General features: G+C 63.5%; 20 protein-coding genes and 1 tRNA gene. 15 read left to right on the forward strand and 6 right to left on the reverse strand.

Annotated features, from left to right (window positions below; translation table 11 throughout):
• Positions 1-14: 14 nt before the first annotated feature.
• The 4 genes from AC1DVN_RS26925 to AC1DVN_RS26940 all read right to left on the reverse strand — a co-directional run bounded on the left by AC1DVN_RS26925 (position 15) and on the right by AC1DVN_RS26940 (position 4,458).
• Positions 15-1,907, reverse strand: a complete 1,893-nt coding sequence (locus tag AC1DVN_RS26925) for an FAD-dependent monooxygenase (RefSeq protein ID WP_279218081.1) — start codon at positions 1,905-1,907, stop codon at positions 15-17.
• 2 nt (positions 1,908-1,909) lie between these two features.
• Positions 1,910-3,238 (reverse strand): MFS transporter, encoded by a 1,329-nt coding sequence (locus AC1DVN_RS26930; RefSeq protein WP_020908300.1) that lies wholly within the window; start codon positions 3,236-3,238, stop codon positions 1,910-1,912.
• A 128-nt stretch (positions 3,239-3,366) separates the two neighbouring features.
• The gene (locus AC1DVN_RS26935) at positions 3,367-4,293 is read right to left on the reverse strand and encodes a LysR substrate-binding domain-containing protein (protein ID WP_020908299.1); all 927 of its coding nucleotides are present in this window, start codon (positions 4,291-4,293) and stop codon (positions 3,367-3,369) included.
• Positions 4,294-4,382: 89 nt separating this feature from the next.
• Positions 4,383-4,458 (reverse strand) — tRNA-Arg (locus tag AC1DVN_RS26940).
• Between the two features lie 243 nt (positions 4,459-4,701).
• On the opposite strand from AC1DVN_RS26940, the gene AC1DVN_RS26945 reads away from it, so the two are divergent.
• Positions 4,702-7,071, forward strand: coding sequence for a phosphoketolase family protein (locus tag AC1DVN_RS26945; protein WP_477994418.1), 2,370 nt, complete (start codon positions 4,702-4,704; stop codon positions 7,069-7,071).
• A gap of 75 nt (positions 7,072-7,146) precedes the next feature.
• Here AC1DVN_RS26945 and AC1DVN_RS26950 read toward each other — a convergent pair whose 3' ends face one another.
• Together AC1DVN_RS26950 and AC1DVN_RS26955 are read right to left on the reverse strand one after the other, a co-directional pair.
• Positions 7,147-7,866, reverse strand: coding sequence for a DUF305 domain-containing protein (locus AC1DVN_RS26950; RefSeq protein WP_477994419.1), 720 nt, complete (start codon positions 7,864-7,866; stop codon positions 7,147-7,149).
• 4 nt (positions 7,867-7,870) lie between these two features.
• Positions 7,871-8,698, reverse strand: a complete 828-nt coding sequence (locus tag AC1DVN_RS26955; RefSeq protein ID WP_021334274.1) for a DUF3105 domain-containing protein — start codon at positions 8,696-8,698, stop codon at positions 7,871-7,873.
• 216 nt (positions 8,699-8,914) lie between these two features.
• Here AC1DVN_RS26955 and argS point away from each other — a divergent pair, with 216 nt between their 5' ends.
• The 14 genes from argS to atpB all read left to right on the forward strand — a co-directional run bounded on the left by argS (position 8,915) and on the right by atpB (position 25,485).
• Positions 8,915-10,567 carry an arginine--tRNA ligase gene (gene argS / locus AC1DVN_RS26960; protein WP_019749183.1) on the forward strand — a complete coding sequence of 551 codons (1,653 nt, stop codon included), beginning with the start codon at positions 8,915-8,917 and terminating at the stop codon, positions 10,565-10,567.
• Positions 10,564-11,985 carry a diaminopimelate decarboxylase gene (lysA, locus tag AC1DVN_RS26965; RefSeq protein ID WP_477994420.1) on the forward strand — a complete coding sequence of 474 codons (1,422 nt, stop codon included), beginning with the start codon at positions 10,564-10,566 and terminating at the stop codon, positions 11,983-11,985. The genes argS and lysA overlap by 4 nt, the downstream gene beginning before the upstream one ends.
• Positions 11,982-13,295, forward strand: a complete 1,314-nt coding sequence (locus tag AC1DVN_RS26970; protein ID WP_007726192.1) for a homoserine dehydrogenase — start codon at positions 11,982-11,984, stop codon at positions 13,293-13,295. Before lysA ends, AC1DVN_RS26970 begins: the two co-directional genes overlap by 4 nt.
• On the forward strand, positions 13,292-14,374 hold the full coding sequence (gene thrC, locus AC1DVN_RS26975; RefSeq protein WP_003941280.1) for a threonine synthase: 1,083 nt from the start codon (positions 13,292-13,294) through the stop codon (positions 14,372-14,374). Before AC1DVN_RS26970 ends, thrC begins: the two co-directional genes overlap by 4 nt.
• Before the next feature lie 44 nt (positions 14,375-14,418).
• Complete coding sequence (thrB, locus tag AC1DVN_RS26980; RefSeq protein WP_477994421.1) at positions 14,419-15,363, forward strand: homoserine kinase; 945 nt, start codon at positions 14,419-14,421, stop codon at positions 15,361-15,363.
• Between the two features lie 503 nt (positions 15,364-15,866).
• Positions 15,867-18,005: a transcription termination factor Rho gene (gene rho / locus AC1DVN_RS26985; RefSeq protein ID WP_021344853.1), complete on the forward strand. Its 2,139-nt coding sequence runs from the start codon at positions 15,867-15,869 to the stop codon at positions 18,003-18,005.
• Positions 18,006-18,230: 225 nt separating this feature from the next.
• Positions 18,231-18,467 carry a 50S ribosomal protein L31 gene (rpmE, locus tag AC1DVN_RS26990; protein ID WP_003941310.1) on the forward strand — a complete coding sequence of 79 codons (237 nt, stop codon included), beginning with the start codon at positions 18,231-18,233 and terminating at the stop codon, positions 18,465-18,467.
• Between the two features lie 146 nt (positions 18,468-18,613).
• Positions 18,614-19,693, forward strand: coding sequence for a peptide chain release factor 1 (prfA, locus tag AC1DVN_RS26995; protein WP_003941341.1), 1,080 nt, complete (start codon positions 18,614-18,616; stop codon positions 19,691-19,693).
• 77 nt (positions 19,694-19,770) lie between these two features.
• Positions 19,771-20,703, forward strand: a complete 933-nt coding sequence (prmC, locus tag AC1DVN_RS27000) for a peptide chain release factor N(5)-glutamine methyltransferase (protein ID WP_019749178.1) — start codon at positions 19,771-19,773, stop codon at positions 20,701-20,703.
• Positions 20,700-21,362 (forward strand): L-threonylcarbamoyladenylate synthase, encoded by a 663-nt coding sequence (locus tag AC1DVN_RS27005; protein WP_003941345.1) that lies wholly within the window; start codon positions 20,700-20,702, stop codon positions 21,360-21,362. Before prmC ends, AC1DVN_RS27005 begins: the two co-directional genes overlap by 4 nt.
• Positions 21,363-21,364: 2 nt before the next feature.
• Positions 21,365-22,690 (forward strand): serine hydroxymethyltransferase, encoded by a 1,326-nt coding sequence (locus AC1DVN_RS27010; protein WP_097387200.1) that lies wholly within the window; start codon positions 21,365-21,367, stop codon positions 22,688-22,690.
• Positions 22,687-23,874 carry a glycosyltransferase family 4 protein gene (locus AC1DVN_RS27015; RefSeq protein WP_019749176.1) on the forward strand — a complete coding sequence of 396 codons (1,188 nt, stop codon included), beginning with the start codon at positions 22,687-22,689 and terminating at the stop codon, positions 23,872-23,874. Before AC1DVN_RS27010 ends, AC1DVN_RS27015 begins: the two co-directional genes overlap by 4 nt.
• Positions 23,875-23,906: 32 nt before the next feature.
• Positions 23,907-24,377 (forward strand): Cg1360 family ATP-synthase-associated protein, encoded by a 471-nt coding sequence (locus AC1DVN_RS27020; RefSeq protein WP_019749175.1) that lies wholly within the window; start codon positions 23,907-23,909, stop codon positions 24,375-24,377.
• A gap of 280 nt (positions 24,378-24,657) precedes the next feature.
• Entirely contained in the window at positions 24,658-25,485 is an 828-nt protein-coding gene (gene atpB / locus AC1DVN_RS27025; RefSeq protein WP_019749174.1) for a F0F1 ATP synthase subunit A, read from the forward strand.
• Positions 25,486-25,526 lie beyond the last annotated feature (41 nt).

A 25,526-nucleotide genomic window follows, 5' to 3' on the forward strand; every position in this document is an offset into this window, starting at 1 on the left:
TTGCTGTGTCTGAACTATCGGGTGGCAGATTTCAGGGCTGCGTCTTTCGGGGCCGCGTCTTTCAGGGCTGCGTCGAAACTTGTCGACGTAGCTTGCGAACCGAGAATCAAGGCAAGACGCACCAACATGGCTTCGCGGTCGGACGGATCAGCCTGGTCGAGTGCGTTCGACAGTGCCAACCAGACGTGCTCGCGGTGGCCCTCGTCGTCGATCACCGCAGTTGTCGCCGACTGTGCCGTATCGAAGTGCGTCGGCGCAGTGCCGGCGGTGAGGTGCTTGGCCACGTCGTTCAATTGCGTGGGATCGCTGATGCGGCAGAGCGTCAATCCGTCGGGCCGAATCACGAAGATCTCGCCGACACGAGCACCGAGGGCAGATGCGAGATTGCCTTCGGCATCGCGAATCGTGGAGTCGTTAGTTCCCGCGGTGATCACCCGTACGGTTTCCGGTGCAAGGGCCTGAGCGAGAATCTCGGCTTGCGTGTCGAGTTCGGATACCAGCTCAGCTGACAGTCCGAAAGCCAGCAGGCCGAATCCAGTACCGCGCAGACTGTTCAAGGAGGTTTTCGAACCGTCCGCCGAGACCTGGACGACTCTGTCTTCCAACGGATCCCCGGGCAGTACGCCCTCGGTGCCCGCAGCTGTGGGCCACGTCAGCGGCGAGAGACGGGCGTGCGTTGCACTCGACTGGCGCGGGTTGATGAGGTGCGCGAATTCGCTTCGCTTGGTGGCGAGTTCGAGTACGGCGTCGCGGGTGGTCCGGTATCCATGACTGCCGGGCGACATGATGAGCGTCGACTTGCCTGCATTGTCGACGTTCTGCTGCCACGCGCTGCGACGTTCCTTCGAATACGCGTCGAGGATGGCGGTATCGGCAGCTCCGTTGATGACGGCCGCCAGTTGCCACACCAGGGTCTCGGCATCTTCCATGCCAGAGTTGAGGCCACGAACACCGAAGATCGGAACGAGATGCGCGGCGTCGCCGGCAAAGAGCACACGTCCGTGAGTGAAATCTTCCAGGGCGAGTGCATGGGCGCGGTAGAAGCCGAACCATTCCAGGGTCCAGGGGATGTCGCTCTGGAGCCATTCGAGGTGACGCGTGATGCGGTCACGGATGCGATCTTCTTGCGTCTCCGCTTCCGGATCGTCCGACGCGTCGAGCTGGTAGTCGATGCGCCAGATGTCCCGTGGTTGGCGGTGCATGATGATCGTGGAGCCCGGGTTGCTGGGTGCGTCGAACCACACCAGACGCTCGGCCGGGAGTTCCGATTCCCAATGAATGTCGGCAATGACGTAGTTGCCCTCGTAGCTGTTGCCCTGCAAGCGGATTCCGCTGAGTTCGCGCATCTTGCTGCGTCCACCGTCGGCAGCCACGACCCACGCCGCACGCAGTTCGCGGGTTCCGAACGCGGTGTCGACGGTCAGAGTTACCTCGTCGTCACCGCCGGAGATGCCGGCGATCGACGACGACCAGTGGAAGTTCACCAGTGGGTGGGCGAGCAACTTGTCGGTCATGATCTGTTCGAACTCGGATTGCGAGACGTTGACCATGGGTCCGCGCGCGTCGTGCTCGGCGGATGCCATCCGGAACTGCAGTACTTCCTGATCGCGGTAGTAACTCCGACCACCCACCCACGGTAGAACGATGTCTTCGAGTTCGGCACCGAAACCAAGGCGTTCGGCAACTTCGAGGCTGTGCCGTGACACGCAGATCGCGCGACTGCCGAACGAGACCTGATCGGCCGCTTCGAGAATCGTGACGGCAATGCCGCGCTGCGCCAAGCCCATGGCTACGCCCATGCCGACTGGGCCGGCTCCGACGATCACGACGGGAAGTGCGTCGGCCGAAGGCGCCATGGAAGCGAAGTCCTCGGGGGCGTACTTCTTCGGATGAAAGTAGGTCGACATGGTCACGAGGCTTTCTGTGCGGCAGTGTTTTTCGGGATCAGTTGAGGTTCCGGGAGTAGCAGGATGGAAACCAAGCTGATCACGGCAATGATCACGAAGTAGACGGTGATGGCGAACGAGGTGTCGAAGGCGGCGTAGAGCGCGGTGGCGATCATCGGGGCCAGACCGCCGCCGAGGATTGCGCCGATCTGGTAGCCGAGTGACGCTCCGCTGTAGCGGATGTGTGCGGGGAACAATTCGGCGAACAGCGCCGCTTGTGGGCCGGCGCAGCAGCCGAGCGTGAAGCCGAGGGCGATCATCGATACGAGCATCACCGGGACGATCGCTGTGTCGATCAGCGGAAAGAACACCGCCGCCGCCACTACCAGGGCGATCGAACTGCGGATGTAGACGGTCCGGCGTCCGAGAGTGTCCGACTTGTGAGCGCTGAAAGCCATTCCCGCCATCCAGAACGGGCAGGATGCGATGAGGAGGAAGAGCATCGTAGTTTTGCTGAAGCCGAGTTCGGACTCGCCGTATTTGAGCACGTAAACCATGTACGCGTACGCAATTCCGTTGGTGGCGATGAAGGTTCCACCGGCGAGGAGCACTGTCTTCCAGTGTCTGGTGAGAACCTCGAGAATCGGCATGGACTCCGCCGGTGCTTCGGACTTCGAAGCGGTGAACTCGTCACTTTCCTCGAGGCCGAGACGGATCCACATCGCAACGCCCACAAGAACTGCGCTGAGCAGGAACGGGATTCGCCATCCCCAGGAGTTGAATGCATCGTCGTCCATGAAGGCGGCGAGGGGGAGATAGACGAGATTGGCCACCAGTACGCCTGCGGGAACACCGATTTGTGGTGCGCTGCCGTACAGCCCCTTCTTGCCCTCCGGTGCGTTTTCGGTGGCGACCAGAACTGCGCCGCCCCACTCGCCGCCGACACCGAGTCCCTGAACGAATCGCAAGGTCACCAGGAGTATGGGGGCGAAGACGCCGATGGCGGCGTAGTTGGGTAGCAGGCCGATGGCAACGGTGGCGCAGCCCATCAGCATCAACGAGGTGACCAACATGGATTTGCGTCCGATGCGGTCGCCGAAGTGGCCCATCACGATTCCGCCGATGGGACGCGCGACGAATCCGACGGCGAGGGTGGCGAAGGCGGCCAGGGTGCCGGCCAGATCGGACGTGCCGGGGAAGAACTGCTTGCCGAGCACGAGCGCGGCGGCGGTGCCGTAGATGAAGAAGTCGTACCACTCGATGGCGGTGCCGACAAAGCTGCCGAGTGCGGCCTTGCGCGCCTTGACCGTCGCGGCGGTGCGCGTAGCGGTCGGTGAGGCGATGGAGGTCATGAAGTGCCTTTCGAGATGAATGTGGCTTGAAGAAACAATGACGTGCGCCACAACAATTGAAAAGCGAAAGAATTGGAGGTTCTTGCACGGAAAATCCGTGGAATCAGCTCCGCTGCCTGGTAGTGGGACTATTGGGCAGGTTCCGAGGGTGAAACGAATTCTATGAAAGCGCGTGCGACGCGGCTGAGGCGAGTGTTCTGGTGCCACGCGAGAACTACGTGCACCGACGGCACGACAGGGGAAGCGATGGTCTTGACGACTACCTCGAGCCCCTCGTACGTGACGTCCATCTTGGGGCGCTGGAGCAACAGCGTCCAGCCGAGTCCGCGTCCGACAAATGCCCGCGCCGTCTCGAAGTTCGCGGTTCTGTATGCAACCTTCGGGATGAATCCGCCTGCGCGGCAGACGTCGAGCGCGTGTTTGGTGCTCGGCGGCGCGTCGAGGAGAACCATCGGGTGTTCCGCGAGATCCGGAAGATGGATCGGTCGCTCGGACCGCGCGAGTGGGTGTTCTGCACCCAGGACGATCAAGGGTTCGCGGATGGCCAACGGAACTGTGCGCAATTGTGGAGACAGGTCCAGGTCGTAAGCGATCGCGAGGTCCAACTCGCCGTTCTCGAGATGTGTCTGGAGCCGATTCTGAGTGTCCTCGCGGAACTCCACCTGCGCGTCGGGATTCTCACGGGTGAACCCGGCGATCATCGACGGCAATACCGTCGGCCCCAGAGCAGGATAGCAACCGATCGCGATGGGCCCCGACACGCTTCCGCCGGTTCCGAGCGCATCGGATTCGAGCTCCCCGGCTTGCTGAAGTAGCGCCCGGGCGCGCACCAGAACGGATTCACCGGTGCGGGTCAGTTGAATGCCGAATGAGCGACGGCGAACGCACAGTTGAACTTTGAGCGCGCGTTCGAGTTCGGTGAGCGACGCGGACAGGGCGGAGGGGGAGAGGTGCAAGCGCTCGGCCGCGGCGCTGATCGTCCCGGTCTCGGCTACCGCGACAAACGCAGCCAGCTGACGCATCGTGTACGTGGGAGCAGGATCGATGCGAGGCATGAGATCGACAGTAGTCGGATAGATTGCCCTGAATATTTTGGTGCGGCACCGTGGAGAAGTCGACGATCAATCGCTGACCTGCGTCTTCGTGGTGCCCCCGGCAGGATTCGAACCTGCGACCTTTCGCTCCGGAGGCGAACGCTCTATCCCCTGAGCTACGGGGGCGCACCGAACTTTCGGTGTGCCGATTGGGCTGCGTTAGCGTAGCGCATCACGGGGGGCCAAGACCAAACCGGCACCCGTCTCGGCATGGCGTCGTCGCGGGAGGCAGTCGAGGATGCGGCCGGGGACCATGGTCGTCGAATCATCTGTACCGACTGACTCGGATGCTTTTTACGCCTAGGCTCGGCTCTGAGCACAGGCTCGGGCGGACTGCTCGGGCACCCTCGTGAGGTACGGGAGTCGTTGATGACCGATCACCACTATTCCGAAGACCAGCTCGCGCTCGACCTGAAGTGGTGGGCAGCGGCCAACTACCTGACCGTTGCGCAGATCTATCTGAAAGACAACACGCTTCTGCGGGAACCGTTGCGAGCCGAGCACATCAAGCCTCGACTGCTCGGACACTGGGGGACCAGCCCTGGCCTGTCGATGATCTACACGCTCCTCAATCGGCACATCGTCGCCACTGATGCTGACTGGCTGTACGTCACGGGCCCGGGGCACGGCGGCCCGGCGCTGGTCGCGTCGACGTATCTCGAGGGAACGTATTCGGAGATCTATCCGGAAGTCTCGGACGACGCCGAGGGTATCCACCGGATGTGTCGGCGATTCTCGGCTCCCGGCGGAGTGCCCAGCCATGTGAGTGTGCAGACACCCGGAAGCATCCACGAAGGCGGCGAGCTCGGCTACGCCCTTGCACATGCGGCCGGCGCTGCCTTCGATCATCCGAACCTCGTGGTGGCCTGTGTGATCGGCGACGGCGAAGCGGAGACCGGGCCGTTGTCCGGCTCGTGGAAGCTCCCGGCGTTCCTCAATCCACGACGCGACGGCGCGGTGTTGCCGATCCTGCACGTGAACGGCGCCAAGATCGCGGGCCCGACCGTGTACGGGTGCAGCAGCGACGAGGACATTCAGGCCTACCTCGGCGGCCAGGGGTGGGCGCCGATCGTCGTCTCCGGTGACGACCCCGACGTCGTGTTTCCTCAGTTGTATCAAGCGATCTCGCAGGCACACGAGAAGATCCGCGAGATGCAGGGTGCCGCACGCCGCGGCGACGAGTGGACGGGTTCGTGGCCGGCAATAGTCTTGCGGACGCCGAAAGGATGGACCGGTCCGCACACCGTCGACGGAATCTTGGTCGAGGGCACACATCGTGCGCACCAGGTGCCGTTGTCCGGCGTGCGAACCAACGAATCGCATCTGCGGCAACTCGAAGAGTGGATGCGGTCGTACCGTCCGGACGAGTTGTTCGACGCCAACGGATCACTGGCCGCGGAACTGGCGGCGCTCTCGCCGGCGGGGGACAAACGCATGGGGAGCACTCCCTACGCGAACGGTGGGCGACTTCGCGTCGATCTCCCGATGCCGCCGCTCGAAAAGTACGCGCTTCCCATTCAATCCCCGGGTTCGACCTTCCACGAGACGACACGAGTTCTCGGCGAGCTTCTGCGCGACATCTACGCCGCCACGGAAACCGAGGACAGCGGCGGGATCTTCCGACTCTTCTGTCCGGACGAGACGTCGAGCAATCGCCTCGGCGCCGTGTTCGAGACAACCGACCGCTGCTGGCAACTGCCGATCACCGACTACGACGACGGACTGTCCTCGGACGGTCGTGTCATGGAGGTCCTCAGCGAGCACCTCTGCGAGGGTTGGCTCGAGGGCTATCTGTTGTCCGGTCGACACGGGATGTTCGCGAGCTACGAAGCGTTTGCGATGGTGAGTGTCTCGATGCTCATCCAGCACGCCAAGTGGCTCCAACATGCCGTCGACCTGCCGTGGCGGGCGTCCGTCGCTTCGCTCAACGTGCTGCTGACCAGTACATGCTGGCGCAACGACCACAACGGATTCAGTCATCAGGGCCCCGGCATGATCGACGCCGTTATTCCATTGGCACCCAGTGTGATCCGCGTGTGGCTACCGCCGGACTCCAACACCTTGCTCTCGATCTCGGACCACTGCCTGCGTAGTACCGACCACGTCAACCTGATAGTCGTGGACAAGCAACCGCACCTGCAATACCTCACGCTCGAGCAAGCGCACGAGCACTGCGCGGCGGGCGCTTCGGTGTGGGAATGGGCCGGAACCGAAGCACGCGGACAGGAACCGGACGTGGTCCTGGCCGCTGCGGGAGATGTGCCGACGCAGGAGATCCTGGCTGCTGCACAGTTGCTGCGCGATCACACGCCAGAACTGATCACCCGCGTCGTCAACGTCGTCGATCTGATGGCCTTGCTGACGCCAACCGAGCATCCCCACGGATTTGGGGAGCGTGTCTTCCTCGATTTGTTCACCGCGCAGACCGACGTCGTGTTCGCATTCCACGGATACTCGCGTGCGGTGCACGAACTGATTCACGGGCGTCCGAGTCCCGAACGCTTCCACGTTCGCGGATTCAGTGAACAGGGAACAACCACAACACCGTTCGACATGGTTGTCCTCAACAAGATGAGCCGCTACCACCTGGTGATCGAGGCGCTACGACGCTCCAAGCGTCGGCCGGCCGGGGCGTCCGAGTTGGCGGAGTTCTGCCGGACACAGCTCGAAAAGCACTCGCGTTACATCGTCGAGCACCTCGAAGACATGCCGGAGGTAGAAAACTGGACCTGGTCCTGAAATTCAGGACCAGGCCCAGTTGGGTCTGAACATTCTCGGTTCAGCTCAGTGCAGTGCAGTGCAGTGCAGTGCAGTTCAGTTCATGGGCAGCGGCACTGCGCCGCGAGCTGCCAACATGTCGGTCATCAGCTTGGACTCGCTCTGCTGCGTGTTGACCATGGTCTGCGCCAGGCTGCGCACCGGACCCTCGGTGGCGTCGGCAGCTGCGTACTCCATCATCGGAAGCCCACCTTCGTGGTGACGAAGCATCAACTGCAGGAACAAGGTGTCGAGTTGCAGGCCTTCCGCCGCGCGGAGAGCCGCGAGGTCCTCGGGGGACGCCATGCCAGGCATGGTGTCGACCGGGCCGGAATGAGCCATGTCCATCGTGGCCGAAGTCCCGTGCGATCCGTGGCCGGAGCCCGAATCCGACGACATCCACTCCATGTACGGACCCACCTTGGACAGCGGCTGATCCCACATGATCAGCCACGCCTGCATCTGACCGAGCTGGTTCTGCTGCGTGGTCAAGATGTCGAACGCCAGCGTGCGCACATCGTTGTCCGTTGACTTCGTCAGGGCGATGGACGCCATGTCCACGGCCTGGCTGTGGTGCACGCTCATGTCCTGCGCGAAGCCCACGTCCACCGAATCAGATGCCGGAACGGTCAGTGACGACTTCGCATCGGGTCCGACGAGGTTCGTCAGTGCGCCGAGGGCAAAACCGACGGCGATCGCGCCGATCAGACCGATGATCAGCAGTGCGGTGCGCTGACTCGGCTTCGAAGGCTGATCGGTGGTCTCTGAACTATTCACCGGACTATCCACCGGCGGGAATCTGTTCGTCGGTGGCCGGGGTCGCGCCCGTGCCGTCCATCTGGATGGCGTCGGCGCCCGGAGGCGTCGGATCGAACGGCGACGTCGACGGGGTGAACAGCGGGTTGGTGCAGCTCGCTCCGACCTCGGGGTAGACGTTCGGGTTCTGGTTCAACGCGGTGATGAACTGATCGATGCGATCGTCGTCGGCCTTGTCGATCTCGAGGCGATGGCCCCACGACTGCAGAGAAATGGGGCTGCTCTGGCCGGGGAACGGCGACATCAGCATGTAGGACTTGCCGTTGACGCGTCCGGCGAGGCTGTCGATCTGGTCCTGGTCGACGAGATCGGGGTTGTACGTGATCCAGATGGCGCCGTGCTCGAGCGAGTGGACGGCGTTCTCGGTGCGAATCGGGTCGGCGTACACGGTTCCGGTGCAGTTCGCCCAGGTGGCGTCGTGCGGGCCACCGAACGGCGGGGTCTGGTCGTACGCCACGCGCTGAGTGGAATCGACGTGCTGGCCGGCCGGGTACTCGATCTTGAGGACGCCGTCGATCTTGTCGGACGGATCCTTGTTCTCGGAGCTGTACTTGTACGGCTCGAGGGCCTGCCGCTCCTCGACCTTGGGCCACAGATTGATACCGAGCACGGCGATGAGTGCGAGCACAGCCACACCGGCGCCGATCGACAGCCAGGGGATCTGGCGGGGAGCGGGGACACCGCCCTTGCCCTTCTTGGCCGGCCGACTGTTCTTGTTGGCGGCCTTGATGGCCTTGGCTGATTTGGCCCCGGAGTTCTTGTTGGGACCGCGACTATCGGAACCGCTTGGCATCGATTGGGCTCTTTCGGTGTGTGGGCTTGAGGTGTGGCGCGCCCGCGCATGAAGGTACGCGGTGGTAGCTCGGGCATTACCACTGTACTTTCCGAGTCTGAGGGCAAACTTTGAGAGTGGCGTGCGACACGCCACAGCGGCCCCGCGCACGTTCACGGAGAGCGAGGCGTGAGGCGAGTCTCCACTTCCGGTGTGCAGGCAATAGGATGAATACCTGTGACTCCAGCTGACCTTGCCGAACTGCTCCGCGGAACCGCAGCGAGCGTCCTTGCCGATCGTGGCCTCGACGTATCCGTGCTGCCCGAAACCCTTACCGTCGAGCGACCACGCAACCCCGAGCACGGCGATTACGCCACCAACATTGCCATGCAGGTAGCCAAGAAGGTCGGCACCAATCCCCGCGAGCTGGCGGGCTGGATCGCCGAAGCCCTCACCGCTGCCGACGGAATCGAATCCGCCGAGATCGCCGGACCCGGCTTCCTCAACATCCGGCTGGACAAGGACGCCCAGGGCGCGATCGTCGTGTCGGTTCTCGAAGCCGGTGCGTCGTACGGCTCGGGTGACTCCCTCGCCGGCAAGAAGATCAACCTCGAGTTCGTCTCGGCCAACCCCACCGGACCGATTCACCTCGGTGGAACCCGTTGGGCTGCAGTCGGAGACGCGCTCGGACGCATTCTGTCCGCGCAGGGTGGATTGGTCACACGTGAGTACTACTTCAACGATCACGGTGCCCAGATCGACCGCTTCTCGCGTTCACTGATCGCTGCAGCGAAGGGTGAACCTGCTCCGGAAGACGGTTACGCCGGTGCATACATCGCCGACATCGCCGCCTCGGTTCTGAAGCAGCGTCCCGACGTCATGGAGCTGCCCGCCGACGAGCAGCAGGAAACCTTCCGCGCCATCGGCGTCGAATTGATGTTCACGCACATCAAGCAGACCCTCCACGACTTCGGCGTCGACTTCGACGTCTACTTCCACGAGAACTCGCTCTTCGAATCCGGTGCGGTCGAGAAGGCCGTCGAATCCCTCAAGGGTTCGGGCAACCTCTTCCACGAAGACGGTGCGTGGTGGCTCAAGAGCACCGACTACGGCGACGACAAGGACCGCGTCGTCATCAAGAGCGACGGCAACGCCGCCTACATCGCCGGTGACATCGCCTACTTCCAGAACAAGCGCGCCCGCGGGTTCGACCTCTGCATCTACATGCTCGGTGCCGACCATCACGGATACATCGGCCGTCTCAAGGCTGCCGCGGCCGCATTCGGCGACGATCCGGACACCGTCGAGGTGCTGATCGGCCAGATGGTCAACCTCGTCAAGGACGGCACTGCCGTCAAGATGAGCAAGCGCGCAGGCACCGTCATCACCCTCGACGACCTGGTCGAGGCAATCGGCGTCGACGCCTCGCGTTACGTCATGATCCGCTCGTCGGTCGACTCGAGCATCGACATCGATCTCGACCTGTGGACCAAGACCAGCAGCGAGAACCCCGTCTACTACGTCCAGTACGCGCATGCACGCCTCTCGGCGATCGCTCGCAACGCCGCGGACCTCGGTCTGTCCGCCGACGCGAGCAACCTCGCCCTGCTCACCGTCGAGCAGGAGGGTGACCTCATCCGCACGATCGGCGAGTACCCACGCGTCGTGTCGAGCGCGGCGAATCTGCGTGAGCCGCACCGTATTGCCCGCTACCTCGAAGAACTCGCGGGTGCGTACCACCGCTTCTACGGCGCGTGCCGCATCCTTCCGCAAGGCGACGAAGACGCCACCGACGTGCACCGCGCGCGTCTGGCTCTCTGCGCCGCCACCCGACAGGTCCTGGCCAACGGCCTCGAACTGCTCGGCGTCACCGCACCGGAGCAAATGTGAACGCGCACCCCGCCGGCCCCAAGCATGCCGAGCAGTTGCAGGCCCCCGGCTTGCCCGACCGTCCTGCCAGCCCCGAAGCCTTCGGTGAACTCTCACCGCAGGTGTGGCCGCGCAACGCTTCTCGCGGCGACGACGGTGAAGTGACCCTCGCGGGTGTCAAGGTCGGTGAACTTGCCGAGAAGTACGGCACCCCGCTGTTCGTCATCGACGAGGACGACTTCCGCTCGCGTTGCCGCGACATGGCCCGCGCCTTCGGCCCGGATGCCAAGGTGCACTACGCATCCAAGGCATTCCTCTGTGGCGAGATCGCACGCTGGGTCGCCGACGAAGGCCTCTCGCTCGACGTCTGCTCCGGCGGCGAACTGGCGATCGCGTTGCACGCGGACTTCCCGGCCGAGCGAATTGCCATGCACGGCAACAACAAGTCAGTCGCCGAACTGGCCGCTGGTGTCGCCGCGGGCGTCGGGCATGTCGTGCTCGACTCGGCGATCGAGATCGACCGACTCGATCGTGTCGCCGGTGAGGCCGGTGTCGTTCAGGACGTGTTGATCCGACTGACCGTCGGCGTCGAAGCGCATACCCACGAATTCATCTCCACCGCACATGAGGACCAGAAGTTCGGTTTCTCGCTGGCCGGGGGAGCGGCGATCGACGCGGTCCGTCGCGTCTTCGCTGCCGACAACTTGCGACTGGTCGGCCTGCACAGCCACATCGGTTCGCAGATCTTCGACGTCGACGGTTTCGAGGTGGCAGCGCACCGCGTGATCGGTTTGCTCCGCGACGTCGTCACCGAGTTCGGAGTCGAGAAGACCAAGCAGATTTCGATCATCGACCTCGGCGGCGGCATGGGGATCTCGTACATCCCCTCCGACGACCCGCCGCCCGTCGACGAACTGGCAGCAAAGCTCGGCCACATCGTGCGCAACGAGTCCGCCCTGGCCGGATTGCCGGAGCCGACGCTTGCCGTCGAACCCGGCCGCGCCATCGCCGGACCTGGCACGGTGACGCTCTACGAGGTCGGCACCATCAAGGACGTCACGGTGGGTAGCTCGCTGACACGCCGCTACATCAGCGTCGACGGCGGGATGAGCGACAACATCCGCACGTCCCTCTACGGTGCGGAGTACGAAGCCAAGTTGGTTTCGCGAACTTCCGAGGCTGATCCCGTCGTTGCACGTATCGTCGGTAAGCACTGCGAGTCCGGTGACGTGGTCATTCGGGACACCTGGATGCCCGACGACGTCGGGCCCGGTGATTTACTAGCGGTAGCAGCGACCGGTGCATACTGCTATTCGATGTCGAGCAGGTACAACCTGCTCACCCGCCCAGCCGTGGTGGCGGTGCGTGACGGAGTCTCACGTGTGATTCTGCGGAGGGAAACAGTGGAAGATCTGCTCAGCTTGGAGGTATCGCAGTGACGAGCGAATCGGCGCATCGCGCTATCGGTGTGGCCGTTCTCGGCCTCGGCAACGTCGGGAGCGAGGTCGTCCGGATCATTCGTGAGCAGGCCGAGGAACTCGAAGCTCGCGTCGGCGCCCCGTTGGAACTGCGGGGAGTTGCCGTCCGCCGTATCGGCTCGGACCGCGGAATTCCCGAGGAACTGCAGACGACGGACGCCGAGTCCCTGGTCGGTCGTGACGACGTCGACATCGTGGTCGAGGTGATCGGCGGAATCGAGCTCCCTCGCAAGCTGATTCTCTCTTCCCTCAACTCCGGTAAGTCGGTCGTGACCGCCAACAAGGCGCTGCTCGCGGACCACACCGGTGAATTGGCGGAGGCTGCAGAGGCCAACTCTGTCGACCTGTACTTCGAGGCCGCTGTTGCCGGTGCGATCCCCGTGATCCGCCCGCTCACACAGTCGTTGGCTGGAGACCGTGTCAACAAGGTCGCCGGAATCGTGAACGGCACCACCAACTTCATCCTCTCCGCGATGGACGAGACCGGCGCCGACTACGAGGAGACCCTCGCCGAAGCCGGACGCCTCGGATACGCAGAAGCCGACCCGACCGCGGACGTCGAAGGCTACGACGCCGCGGCGAAGGCAGCGATCCTCGCGTCGATCGCATTCCACACCCGCGTCACTGCCGCGGACGTGTACCGCGAAGGAATCTCCACGATCACCTCCGCAGACCTGGCGTCGGCGAAGGCACTCGACTGCACGATCAAGTTGCTCTCGATCTGCGAGCGCATCGTCACGCCCAAGGGCAAGGAGCGGATTTCTGCTCGCGTGTACCCGGCGCTGGTTCCGCTCAGCCATCCGCTGGCCTCGGTCAACGGCGCGTTCAACGCCGTTGTCGTGGAAGCAGAGAACGCCGGCCGGCTCATGTTCTACGGCCAGGGCGCTGGCGGCGCCCCCACCGCTTCCGCGGTGATGGGTGACCTGGTGATGGCGGCGCGCAACAAGGTTCACGGCGGCCGCGGCCCCCGCGAGTCCAAGTACGCCAAGCTCAAGGTCGCCCCGATGGGCGACATCCTCACGCGCTACTACGTGAACATGGAGGTCGCGGACAAGGAAGGTGTGCTGTCCGCAGTCGCCGCCGAGTTCGCCAAGCACGGCGTGAGCATCTCCGTCGTCCGCCAGGAGGGCGCCGGCGCCGGCGCGCGTCTGGTGGTCGTCACTCATGTAGCAACCGACGCGGCTCTCTCCGAGACCGTGGCGGCCCTCAACGAACTCGAATTCGTCACCGCTGTGACCAGCGTGCTGCGACTGGAAGGCACTGAACAATGACCGGCATCGTCAACCCCGTCCACAAGGCATGGCCGGGTCTCATCGAGGCATACCGGGACCGTCTCGCGATCGGTGACAACTGGAAGACCGTCACCCTGCGCGAAGGCGGCACCCCGCTCCTGCCGGCCGGCCACCTCTCCGAGATCACCGGCTGCGACGTCTACCTCAAGGTCGAGGGTCTCAACCCCACCGGTTCCTTCAAGGACCGCGGCATGACGATGGCCGTCACCGACGCCTTGGCCCGTGGCCAGCGCGCAGTTCTGTGCGCGTCCACCGGCAACACCTCCGCCTCGGCCGCTGCGTATGCAGCCAAGGCAGGCATGACCTGCGCCGTGCTCATCCCGCAGGGCAAGATCGCCATGGGCAAGCTTGCGCAGGCAGTCATGCACGGCGCCAAGATCATTCAGGTCCAGGGTAACTTCGACGACTGCCTCGAACTGGCACGCAAGACCACGGCGGAATTCCCCACCATCGGTCTGGTCAACTCCGTCAACCCGGTGCGCATCGAAGGTCAGAAGACCGCGGCATTCGAGATCATGGACGTGCTCGGCAAGGCTCCCGACGTGCACGCTCTCCCGGTCGGAAACGCAGGAAACATCACCGCGTACTGGCGCGGATACTCCGAGTACTACGCCGACGGTCTGACCACGGTCAAGCCCCGCATGCTCGGCGTCCAGGCAGCCGGTGCGGCTCCGCTGGTCAACGGCGCACCCGTCAAGGACCCCGAAACCATCGCTACCGCAATCCGAATCGGTTCCCCCGCTTCCTGGAACGGCGCTGTCGCCGCGAAGGAAGAGTCGAACGGTGCATTCCGTGCCGCCACCGACGAGAAGATCCTCGAGGCTTACCGTCTGATCGCCGCCACCGAGGGCGTCTTCGTCGAACCGGCGTCGGCAGCCAGTGTCGCCGGCCTGCTCGCCGCACGTGCAGAGGGCTGGCTCGAGCCGGGCCTGACCGTCGTGTGCACGGTGACCGGTAACGGTCTCAAGGATCCTGACACGGCTTTGAAGGGTATGCCGAACGTCGAGCCGATCGGTGTCGATCCCGTTGCCGTCGCGGCTGCCCTCGAGCTTGCATAGTGTCCGTGGATTCATCGACCACTCCGCGGAATCCGGTGTCTGACATGACTATAACCCTGCCTATCGGCCTTTCGGTGACTGCTCGCGTCCCGGCCTCGAGTGCAAACTTGGGGCCGGGGTTCGACACCCTCGGTCTGGCGTTGGGGTTGTACGACGAAATCGTGGTCACCACAACGGATTCGGGCCTTCAGATTCGCGTCGAAGGTGAAGGCGCTGCCGACGTACCTTGGGGTCCTTCGCATCTCGTGGTTCGCGCTATCGAGCGCGGTCTCGAAGCGGCCGGGGTGTGGGCCAGTGGCCTGGACGTGTTGTGCCGCAACGCGATCCCGCACTCGCGCGGGTTGGGATCCTCGGCTTCTGCGGCTGTCGGCGGACTGGCAGCAGCCAACGGTCTGGCGCGCGCACTCGATGCCGAGATCGGCTTGACGGAAGAGCAGTTGGTTCAACTCTCGTCCGAGTTCGAAGGTCACCCGGACAATGCGTCTGCCAGTGTTCTCGGTGGCGCAGTGGTCTCGTGGAGTTGCCCACCGGCCGTCGAAGGCGACGAGCCGATCTACTCCGCGGCGAAACTCGATGTCCATCCCGACATCCGTGCTGTGGCACTGGTTCCCGAGGAGCGCTCGTCCACCGCACACACTCGTGGCCTCCTGCCCGAATTGGTTCCGCACCAGGATGCCTCGTTCAACGCGAGCCGCAGCGCGCTGGCTGTCGTTGCGCTCACTGCTCGGCCCGATCTGTTGATGGCAGCCACCGAGGATCGCCTGCATCAGGCGCAGCGCGCACCCGCACTGCCGCTCACGACGCGATGGATCGGGATCTTGCGCGCGACGGGCATTGCTGCGACCGTTTCGGGAGCAGGCCCCACCGTGTTGGCGCTCAGCACAGAACCTTTCCCCGTCGAGCTCGCCGAAGCGGCGCGGGCAGACGGACTACGTGTGCTCGAATTGGACATCGCCGACGGCGTCGAAGTATCCACGACGACTGTCTGATCCCTGCCTTGGTCCTGGTGATCGCCCACTACCGATCGGTAGTGAACTGACACACCCAGTCGTCCAGATTCTTGCCGGACTCAGGTTTGGACGCTATCCTGGGCTATGTCCGTACATCGTGCGCGTCAGTCGCCGGTGCATCACCAGGGGGCAAAACTCCTTCCCAATCGGGGTCCACAGTCCTTGGCATGATTCTCGCAGGCATGATCCTCACGCTTGTACCTTCTCCGAAGGTTTGAATCCTCCGCGGATCGAACACTCAGAGGTTCCATATCTCTGGGGTTCAACACACGGGGGAGTGAATCGTCGACGAAGGCGCGTTGGGCAGGTTTGCGAGCGCATGAAAAGTTTGAGGCGAGAGTTTCCGACAATCATGTGACGGCGGACAAGCCGGCAGTTCTGGACAGCAACCACGTACGGCACCACCGAGTTCGGTATTCAATCGAACTGCGGGACGAACCCTCGACTTTGCGCAGTGCGAGTGAGGGAAGGAAAGGACCTCCGTGACCGATACGGACCTCATCGCCACTTCTGCACCCGCCGGGTCGGAATCAGGCGACAATTCTCAGGCGTCATCTTCAGCATCGAACGGTGCGGTGGCGACCTCCACGAAGCGTGCCGAAACGCGCCGTGGTGCCGGACTCTCCGGCATGGTGCTCACCGAACTCCGCACTCTTGCGGGTGAACTGGGCATCAAAGGCACTTCCGGCATGCGCAAGGGCGACCTGATCGCAGCCATCAAGGAGCGCCAGGGCGGCAGCGCAAAGGCTGCACCCGCACAGAGCGAACTCACTCTCGACGACGCACCCGTTGCGCGCACTCGTGCCAAGAGCACCCGCGCCGCACGCACCGAAACCCCCGCAGCCGAAACGGCTCCCGCGGCAGAATCCGCTCCTGCCGAGGCAGCGCCTGCGCGTACCGAATCCGCCGAGGATTCCGATCAGAGCGCACCCCGTCGTGGACGTCAGCGTCGCGGCGCCGCTCGTCGTGCAGGTTCACCCGACCAGGGTGAACTGAGCATCGAGCAGGACACTCCTTCGGCAAAGTCCGACGCGGACACCTCGAAGGCCGCCGATACCTCGAAGGTCGCCGAGACCGCCAAGGCTGAGGCTCCGGCCGAGCGTCCTGCGCGCACCGAGGGCAAGTCCGACGCTGATCAGGCTCCCGCCGAGCAGGGCAACGAGCGTCCCCGCCGCGAGCGCAACCGGGACAATCAGGGCCAGCGAGACAACCAGGGCCAGCGCGAGAACCAGGGCAACCGGGGCAACCAGGATCGCCAGGATCGCCAGGACCGTCAGGATCGCGGCAACCAGAACAACGCCGGCCAGAACAACGCCGGTCCGCGTACGGACAACCGCAACAACGGACCGGACGACGACGAAGAGGGTGGACGCGGACGCCGCGGACGCCGTTTCCGCGAGCGCCGTGGCCGTGGTCGCGACCGCGGTGAGGGTGGCGCACCCAACGATTCGCGCGAGACCGAAATCCGCGAGGACGACGTCCTTCAGCCGGTCGCCGGCATCCTCGACGTCCTCGACAATTACGCCTTCGTGCGTACATCCGGGTACCTCGCCGGTCCCAACGACGTCTACGTCTCCATGAACCTGATCCGCAAGAACGGCCTTCGCCGTGGCGACGCCATCACCGGTGCCGTCCGCGTCTCGCGTGACGGTGAGCAGGGCAGCCAGCGTCAGAAGTTCAACCCGCTGGTCCGCATCGACACGGTCAACGGCGGCGACGTCGAGGCCGCGAAGAAGCGCCCTGAGTTCAACAAGCTCACGCCGCTGTACCCGAACCAGCGTCTGCGCCTCGAGACCGAGCAGCACATTCTCACCACGCGTGTCATCGACCTGGTGATGCCCATCGGTAAGGGCCAGCGCGCCCTCATCGTGAGCCCGCCCAAGGCCGGTAAGACCAGCGTGTTGCAGGCGATCGCGAATGCCGTCGCCACCAACAATCCTGAGTGCTACCTGATGGTCATCCTCGTGGACGAGCGTCCCGAGGAAGTGACCGACATGCAGCGCAGCGTGAAGGGTGAGGTCATTTCCTCCACCTTCGACCGCCCGCCGGGAGATCACACCGCAGTTGCCGAGCTGGCAATCGAGCGTGCGAAGCGCCTGGTCGAGATGGGTAAGGACGTCGTCGTACTGCTCGACTCCATCACGCGTCTGGGTCGTGCGTACAACAACTCCTCGCCGGCGTCCGGACGCATCCTCTCCGGTGGTGTCGACTCGACGGCGCTCTACCCGCCGAAGCGTTTCCTCGGCGCTGCCCGCAACATCGAGAACGGCGGATCGCTCACCATCATCGCCACGGCGATGGTCGAGACCGGATCCACCGGCGACACCGTGATCTTCGAAGAGTTCAAGGGCACCGGCAACGCCGAGCTCAAGCTCGATCGCAAGATCGCCGAACGCCGCGTGTTCCCGGCCGTGGACGTCAACCCGTCCAGCACGCGTAAGGACGAGCTGCTCCTGAGCCCGGACGAAGCTGCTGTGCTGCACAAGCTCCGCCGCGTCCTGTCCGGTCTGGACTCGCATCAGGCCATCGATCTGCTGATCGATCGACTGAAGAAGAGCAAGAACAACCTCGAGTTCCTGATGCAGGTCTCCAAGACCGCACCGGGTGCGATCGACGACTGATCGACTCGACGTCAAAGGCCCACAACCAGCTGGTTGTGGGCCTTTTGCGTGGGCGGAACAAAACCGAGGGGCAGTGCGTTGACAACTTCGTACAGCCACCCCGAGGCGTGCGAGACGCGGATTATCTGGTGAGGTACCGCATCTGGCATACTGAACGGCCGAGTCCGGTTCCGGTTCACGATGTCGATTGGCGACGTCGACCCGGCGACCATTGAAAGGGACACCATGAAGGCAGGAATCCACCCAACCTACGTAGCGACCACCGTCGTCTGCGGTTGCGGTAACACGTTCGAGACCCACAGCACCAAGGAGTCCGGACGCATCAACGTCGAGGTTTGCTCGCAGTGCCACCCGTTCTACACGGGCAAGCAGAAGATTCTCGACACCGGTGGACGCGTCGCTCGCTTCGAGGCTCGCTACGGCAAGCGCGCAGACAGCAAGGTCCCGGCCACCGAGTCCTAGCTGTTCCGCCGACGCCCGATCTGCCATGCGCAGATCGGGCGTCGGCTTTTTTGTGCCTGCACTCGGTTTGCGCGTTTCCCGGGTCCCGGCGTCGAAATACCTTCAAGCGCGCACCGTAGGAATCGAAACTCAGAGCGGAGCGAACCATGGCAGGCGCAACCCAGCCCTCGGCCATCGACGACATCTTGGCGGAGCACGCCGGTCTCGAAGCGCAGATGTCCGATCCGGCGCTGCACAACGACCCTGCCGCTGCCAGGCGCGTCGGTAAGCGGTTCTCCGAGCTCTCGCCGATCATGTCGACGTACAACAAGCTCACGGCTGCGCAGGACGATCTGGAAGCTGCGCGCGAACTCGCCGCCGACGATTCCAGCTTCGCCGCCGAGATCCCCGATCTCGAAGCCGAGGTCGCGCAGCTCGAGCAGACGCTGACCGATCAGTTGGCACCGCGTGATCCGCATGACGGCGACGACATCGTCCTCGAAGTGAAGTCCGGTGAGGGCGGCGAAGAATCCGCGCTCTTCGCCTCGGACCTGGCCCGCATGTACGTCCGCTACGCGGAACGGCACGGCTGGCGCGTCGAGATCCTCGACGCGACGGTCTCCGATCTCGGCGGATACAAGGAAGCCACGCTGTCGATCAAGAGCAAGTCAGATACCCCGGACGGAGTGTGGGCGAGGCTCAAGTTCGAGGGCGGGGTTCACCGCGTCCAGCGAGTGCCCGTCACCGAATCCCAGGGACGCGTACACACTTCGGCCGCCGGCGTTCTGGTCTACCCGGAGCCCGAAGAGGTCGAGCAAGTCCAGATCGACGAGAGTGACCTGCGTATCGACGTCTACCGTTCGTCCGGCAAGGGCGGTCAGGGCGTCAACACCACGGACTCCGCGGTTCGAATCACGCACCTTCCGACCGGCATCGTCGTCACCTGCCAGAACGAGCGCTCGCAGCTCCAGAACAAGGCGCGTGCCATGCAGGTGCTTGCAGCCCGTTTGCAGGTAGTCGCCGAGGAAGCCGCGGACGCAGAAGCGTCGGCAGGTCGCCAGAGTCAGGTTCGGACGGTGGACCGTTCGGAGCGCATCCGCACCTACAACTTCCCTGAGAACCGCATCACCGATCACCGCATCGGATTCAAGTCGCACAACCTCGACGCAGTGCTCGACGGTGAGCTCGACGCACTTCTCGACGCATTGGGCAAGGCGGACCGAGAGGCGCGTCTCGCGGCCGAGTAGATGCAGACCATGACTGACCTCCATCCCGCCGGGAACTCGGTGAACCGCGTGTCGGTCGAGCGTGGCAGGCTGTACCCGTGAGTCGACTTCCACTTCGTTTGGCGCTGATCGAAGCTGCAAAACAGCTCGACGCCGCAGGTGTGCCCAGCCCACGCACCGACGCCGAGTTGTTGGCATCCCACCTGCTCGGCGTCGAACGCACGCGTCTCGGGCTGATTCCGTTGGTCGATCCCGAGGTCATCGCGGCGTTCGACGAGTTGGTTGCGCAACGCGTGAAGCGGATTCCGTTGCAGCACATCATCGGAGTCGCATCGATGGGCAACATCGACGTCGCTGTCGGTCCGGGTGTCTTCATTCCGCGGCCCGAAACCGAATTGCTCATGGGTTGGGCGCTCTCGTTCCTCGAAGGTTGCGGAAGCAAGCCGCCGGTAGTTCTGGACCTGTGCACGGGATCGGGTGTACTCGCGCTGTCCATCGCCGAGGCCCGTCCAGACGCCGTCGTTCACGCCGTGGAGAAAGAGCCCGCCGCGTTGGCGTGGGCGCGTCGTAATGCTGCCGACCGCGAGGCCGCCGGTGATACACCGATCCATCTGCATCAGGGCGATGTCACTGATCGGAACCTGTTGCCAGGGCTCGAGGGCGGCGTCGATCTGGTCGTGTCCAATCCGCCGTACATCCCCGAAGGCGCGCAATTGCAGCCTGAGGTCATGGATTACGACCCGCACACCGCGTTGTTCGGTGGCGCCGACGGTCTGTCCGTCATCAAACCCATGATCAGCAACATCGCGAGGTGGCTTCGAATCGGCGGCGCGGCAGGCATCGAGCACGACGACACCAACGGCGACGGCGTCGCTGCGCTGTTCTCGGCGCGCCGGGTATTCGGCGACGTTGCACAGCATCCCGATCTTGCCGGTCGTCCGCGTTTCGTCGTCGCGAGACGTGTCGCCACCGACGTGGAAGCGCAGCGGAATCGAACGCCCGAAGTGCAGAGTGAAAGGATGGCTGAGTGAGCACCGTGTACGACTGCAGTCAGACAGATTCCCGAACCGCAGGCTTGGCCGCCGCGAAGAACGCGCTCAAGGCCGGCCGACTCGTAGTTCTCCCTACCGACACCCTTTACGGACTCGCCGCGGACGCGTTCGACAGCGAAGCTGTCACGAGTCTGTTGCGCGCCAAGGGACGCGGGCGAGACATGCCCGTCCCGGTACTGGTCGGATCGTGGAACACCATCGACGGGCTCGTCTACAGCGTGCGCCCCCAGGCGCGGGATCTGATCCGCGCGTTCTGGCCCGGCGGACTGAGCTTGGTCGTCGAGCAGGCGCCTTCACTTGCCTGGGACCTCGGTGATACCCGCGGAACCGTCATGCTCCGCATGCCGCTGCACCCGGTTGCCCTCGAACTGTTGCGCGATGTCGGACCGCTTGCCGTCTCGAGCGCCAACATTTCGGGGCGTCCGCCGGCAACTACCGTCGAGGAAGCCCGAGATCAGCTCGGCGGATCTGCCAGCGTGTATCTCGACGGAGGCAAGGCCGAACACGCCGTTGCTTCCACGATCGTCGACCTGACCGGCAATTCACCGCGTATCTTGCGAGTGGGTGCCGTCTCGGCAGAATCCATCGCCGAGGTATTGGGCACCAGTCCGGAAAGCCTCGTAGAGGGAGTTTCGTAACGATGGTCGGCGCCGGCGGCGAGCGCGCGGGGGAATCCACGTATTGGGGACCGGATTTCGGTGAGCTTGCCACGGCGGACCCCGAGATCGCGGCTGTTGCGCTGGCCGAACTCGAGCGTCAGCGCGGCGGGCTTCAACTCATCGCGAGCGAGAACTTCACCAGCCCCTCGGTACTGGCTGCCTTGGGTTCGACCCTGAGCAACAAGTACGCCGAGGGCTATCCGGGTCGGCGTTACTACGGCGGGTGCGAGTACGTCGACGTAGCCGAGAATCTGGCGATCGACCGGGCAAAGGCACTGTTCGGCGCCGAGCACGTCAACGTCCAGCCGCATTCGGGGGCCACCGCGAATCTCGCGGTGTACGCCGCATTCGCCAAGCCCGGCGACACCGTATTGGCGATGAGTTTGCCGCACGGTGGGCATCTGACTCACGGGTCTCGGGTCAGCTTTTCGGGGCAGTGGTTCACCACCGTTCCCTATCACGTCGATTCGGCCACCGAATTGATCGACTACGACGAGGTTCGCACCCTGGCTCTGGCGCGCAAACCGAAAATCATCATCGCCGGCGCGACCGCGTACTCCCGAACCATCGACTTCGCAGCCTTCCGGTCGATCGCGGACGAGGTCGGTGCGATCCTGTGGGTCGATGCCGCCCACTTCATCGGACTCGTGGCAGGCCGGGCGATACCGTCGTGTGTTCCGTATGCCGACGTGGTCTCCGCGACGACGCACAAGGTCCTCAGAGGCCCGCGCGGCGGAATGATCTTGTGCCGCAGCGAGCATGCCACGGCTGTCGATCGCGCGGTGTTCCCCTTCATTCAAGGCGGCCCGATGATGCATGCGATCGCTGCGAAGGCGGTTGCCTTCAAAGAAGCGTCGACGCCGGAATATCGTTGGTATGCACAGGAAGTGGTTGCCAATGCGTCGGCGCTCGCGCAGTCGTTGGAAGCTCGCGGCCTGCGCACCGTGTCCGGTGGAACCGACACGCATCTGGCGCTTCTCGATCTGCGCGCAAGCGGTGTCACCGGCGTCGACGCCGAGCGTAGGTGCGGACTGGCTTCGATCACGCTCAACAAGAACGCGATTCCGTTCGATCCGCAGTCGCCGGCCGTCACGTCCGGAATCCGCGTCGGATCCGCGGCCGTGACGACCCAGGGGTTCAACAGTTCCGACATGAGCGTCGTGGGGGAGTTGATCGCGCGTGCAGTCGTAGCGGATCCAGCCACCACGTCAGGGGAGGCCGAGTTGGCATCGGTTGCCGACGGCGTTCGCGAACTGGTACGGGCAAAACCTGCCTATCCCCGCCGGACGGGTGATCTCGCGCAGTGATCACTTCGTACGAGGCGACCACATATCTGGCACAGGGTGGCGGGGGAGCGGGTGTGCCCATCCGTGAACTGTTGCTCGTGCTGTGTACGGCGGCGGTAGTGACATACCTGGCGACTGGCGCAGTCCGGTTGTTGGCGCTGCGGTTCGGCGCAGTCGCGATTCCTCGTGATCGGGACGTTCACGTCGAGCCGATTCCGCGCCTCGGTGGCGTCGGAATGTATATCGGCATGGTTGTCGGTCTGCTGTTTGCGCAGCAATTACCGGCGCTCACAAGAGGTTTCGGCTTCGGTAGTCCAGATGTACACGCTGCGCTCGTAGCGGGCGCCGTCATCGTCCTCGTGGGCGTGATCGACGACAGGTGGGGCCTCGACGCTCTCACCAAGTTCGTGGGTCAGGTGACTGCTGCCGGAGTGCTTGTGGTGATGGGCGTCAGTTGGTTCATCATCTACAACCCTTTCGGTGGTGACGGTGGGTCCACGATCATCCTCGATCAGATTCAATCGGGACTGTTCACGGTGGCTATCGCCGTGGCGACCATCAACGCGATGAACTTCGTCGACGGTCTCGACGGATTGGCCGCCGGTTTGGGCCTCATCGCGGCCTTGGCGATCCTCATCTTCTCGATCGGTCTGCTCCACGATCAGGGCGGCGACGCGAGTGTCTACCCGCCGGCGATGATCGCGGCGGCCTTGGCAGGCGCTTGTCTCGGTTTTCTTCCGCATAACTTCAATCCAGCGCGCATTTTCATGGGCGATTCCGGGTCGATGTTGATCGGTCTCATGCTTGCCGCGATCTCCACCAGTGCATCCGGTCGTATTCCGCTCACTGCTTACGGAACCCGCGACCTGGTCGGCCTCCTCGCGCCGTTGTTGCTGGTCGGTGCTGTGATGTTCATCCCGATGCTGGACATGCTCCTGGCCGTGATCCGCCGGACTAAAGCGGGCGTCAGTCCGTTCAGTCCGGACAAGATGCACCTGCATCATCGCCTCCTGCAAATCGGACACACGCACCGACGGGTTGTGCTGGTCATCTACCTGTGGGTCAGCGTTCTGGCTTTCGGTGCCGTCGGATCCTCGCTGCTCAATCGACAGCTGGTTGTCGTACTGGTTGCGGCCGGGTTGGTCATTGCCTTGTTCTTCACGGCGGTGCCGTCCCTGATCGATCGCAAGCAACAGCGTCGCTAGCCAAGTTTCCCGATCCATTACCCTTGGGCATCGTGACGAACACGCCGCAGCCTGTACCTGCCTCGCAACCCATCCCTGATTCGACCGCCGCCATGAAGTCGGCCGTGAAGTGGGGTGTGATGGGGCTGATCGCGCTGGCCGTGGTCGGCGCGCTCCTGGGCGGGCTCTTCGCCGGCAAGGAAGGCGTCTACGGAGCCCTGATAGGCGCAGCCGTCGGCGGCGGGTTCATCCTGTTCACGGCGCTGGGCGTGCTACTCACAGCGAAGTTGCCTGCGCTCACGGCCGGCGCAGTTCTTCTCGGCACGTGGCTGCTGAAGATGATTCTCGCGATGGTTGTTCTCTTTGTCCTCTCGGACATGGATTTCTACAACAAGACCGCTCTCGTCCTGGTCATCATCATGTCGCTGGTCGTCGTGCTCGGCGCGGAGACATACGGCGTTCTCGGAACCAAAACTCCGTACGTCGATCCCACTCCCAGCAGCAACGTCGACGACGACGAGTAGTACTACAAGAGGTAACTAATCGGACTTCCAGGTACCCCATCTACACAATGTCGTAGATGACTTGATAAGGTTCGGTTCAAGCGAGAGCAATGGTGGGCCGAGTAACACTCAGCCGACGATGCCATGTGCTCGCAGGTGGTCGAAATTCTGACCACTGAGTCGACGAGAGTCGCCGACACCGACAGACGCCAGGCCCCTCTAGGGTTCTCCAGCTGCTGACGAATGCGCGAGTCGAACTTGTCGACTTGTAGATCGTCAATGTCCGATCGAACCGCAGTCAATGATGGCTGCGGACCGACTACGGGAGAGAACGCTGAGCGTCACCACCCTGGCCGCGGATGAATTCCATGCGCCGTCACTAGACGATTTTTTCCCGCCCTCCGTGTTGATTCACGCGGGCCCCTTCGAGCTCGACCGTCTGATGCTGATTCGTCTGCTGATGTCGGTGCTGGTCGCAGCCTTCTTCGTGATCGCGATGCGCAGCCCTCGATTGGTTCCCCGTGGGATGCAGAACGCCGCTGAGCTTGCGCTCGACTTCGTTCGTATCAACATCGCCGAGGAGATCCTGGGCAAGGAACAGGGCAAGCGCTTCCTGCCGGTCATCACGACGATCTTCTTCATCGTGGTCGCCAGCAACATGGCCAGCATCATTCCTTTCCTGAACATCTCGCCGAACGCACGAATCGGTATGCCCCTGGTACTCGCGGCGCTCGCCTACATCGTGTTCAACTACGTCGGAATCAAGAAGTACGGCTTCTTCAAGTACGTCAAGAGCAGCATCGTCGTTCCCGGCGTTCCGCTGCCCCTGCACTTCTTGTTGGTGCCCATCGAGTTCATCTCGACCTTCATCCTGCGCCCGTTCACGCTGATGGTTCGTCTCATGGCCAACATGTTGGCCGGCCACATCCTGCTGGTGCTGTTCTTCAGCGCGACGAACTACTTCTTCTTCGTGTCCGGCGGATTCCAGGCGATCTTCGGCGTTCCGTCGATCATCGCCGGTATCGCATTCACGTTCTTCGAGCTGCTGGTCATCTTCCTGCAGGCTTACGTGTTCGCGTTGCTGACCGCGGTGTACATCGAATTGGCGCTCCACGCCGACGAGCACTGACCTTTTACCTCCTCACCAGCTACACCAAGAACTGAGCCTCT

The sequence above is a fragment of the Rhodococcus sp. P4_E4 genome (genome assembly GCF_056401575.1).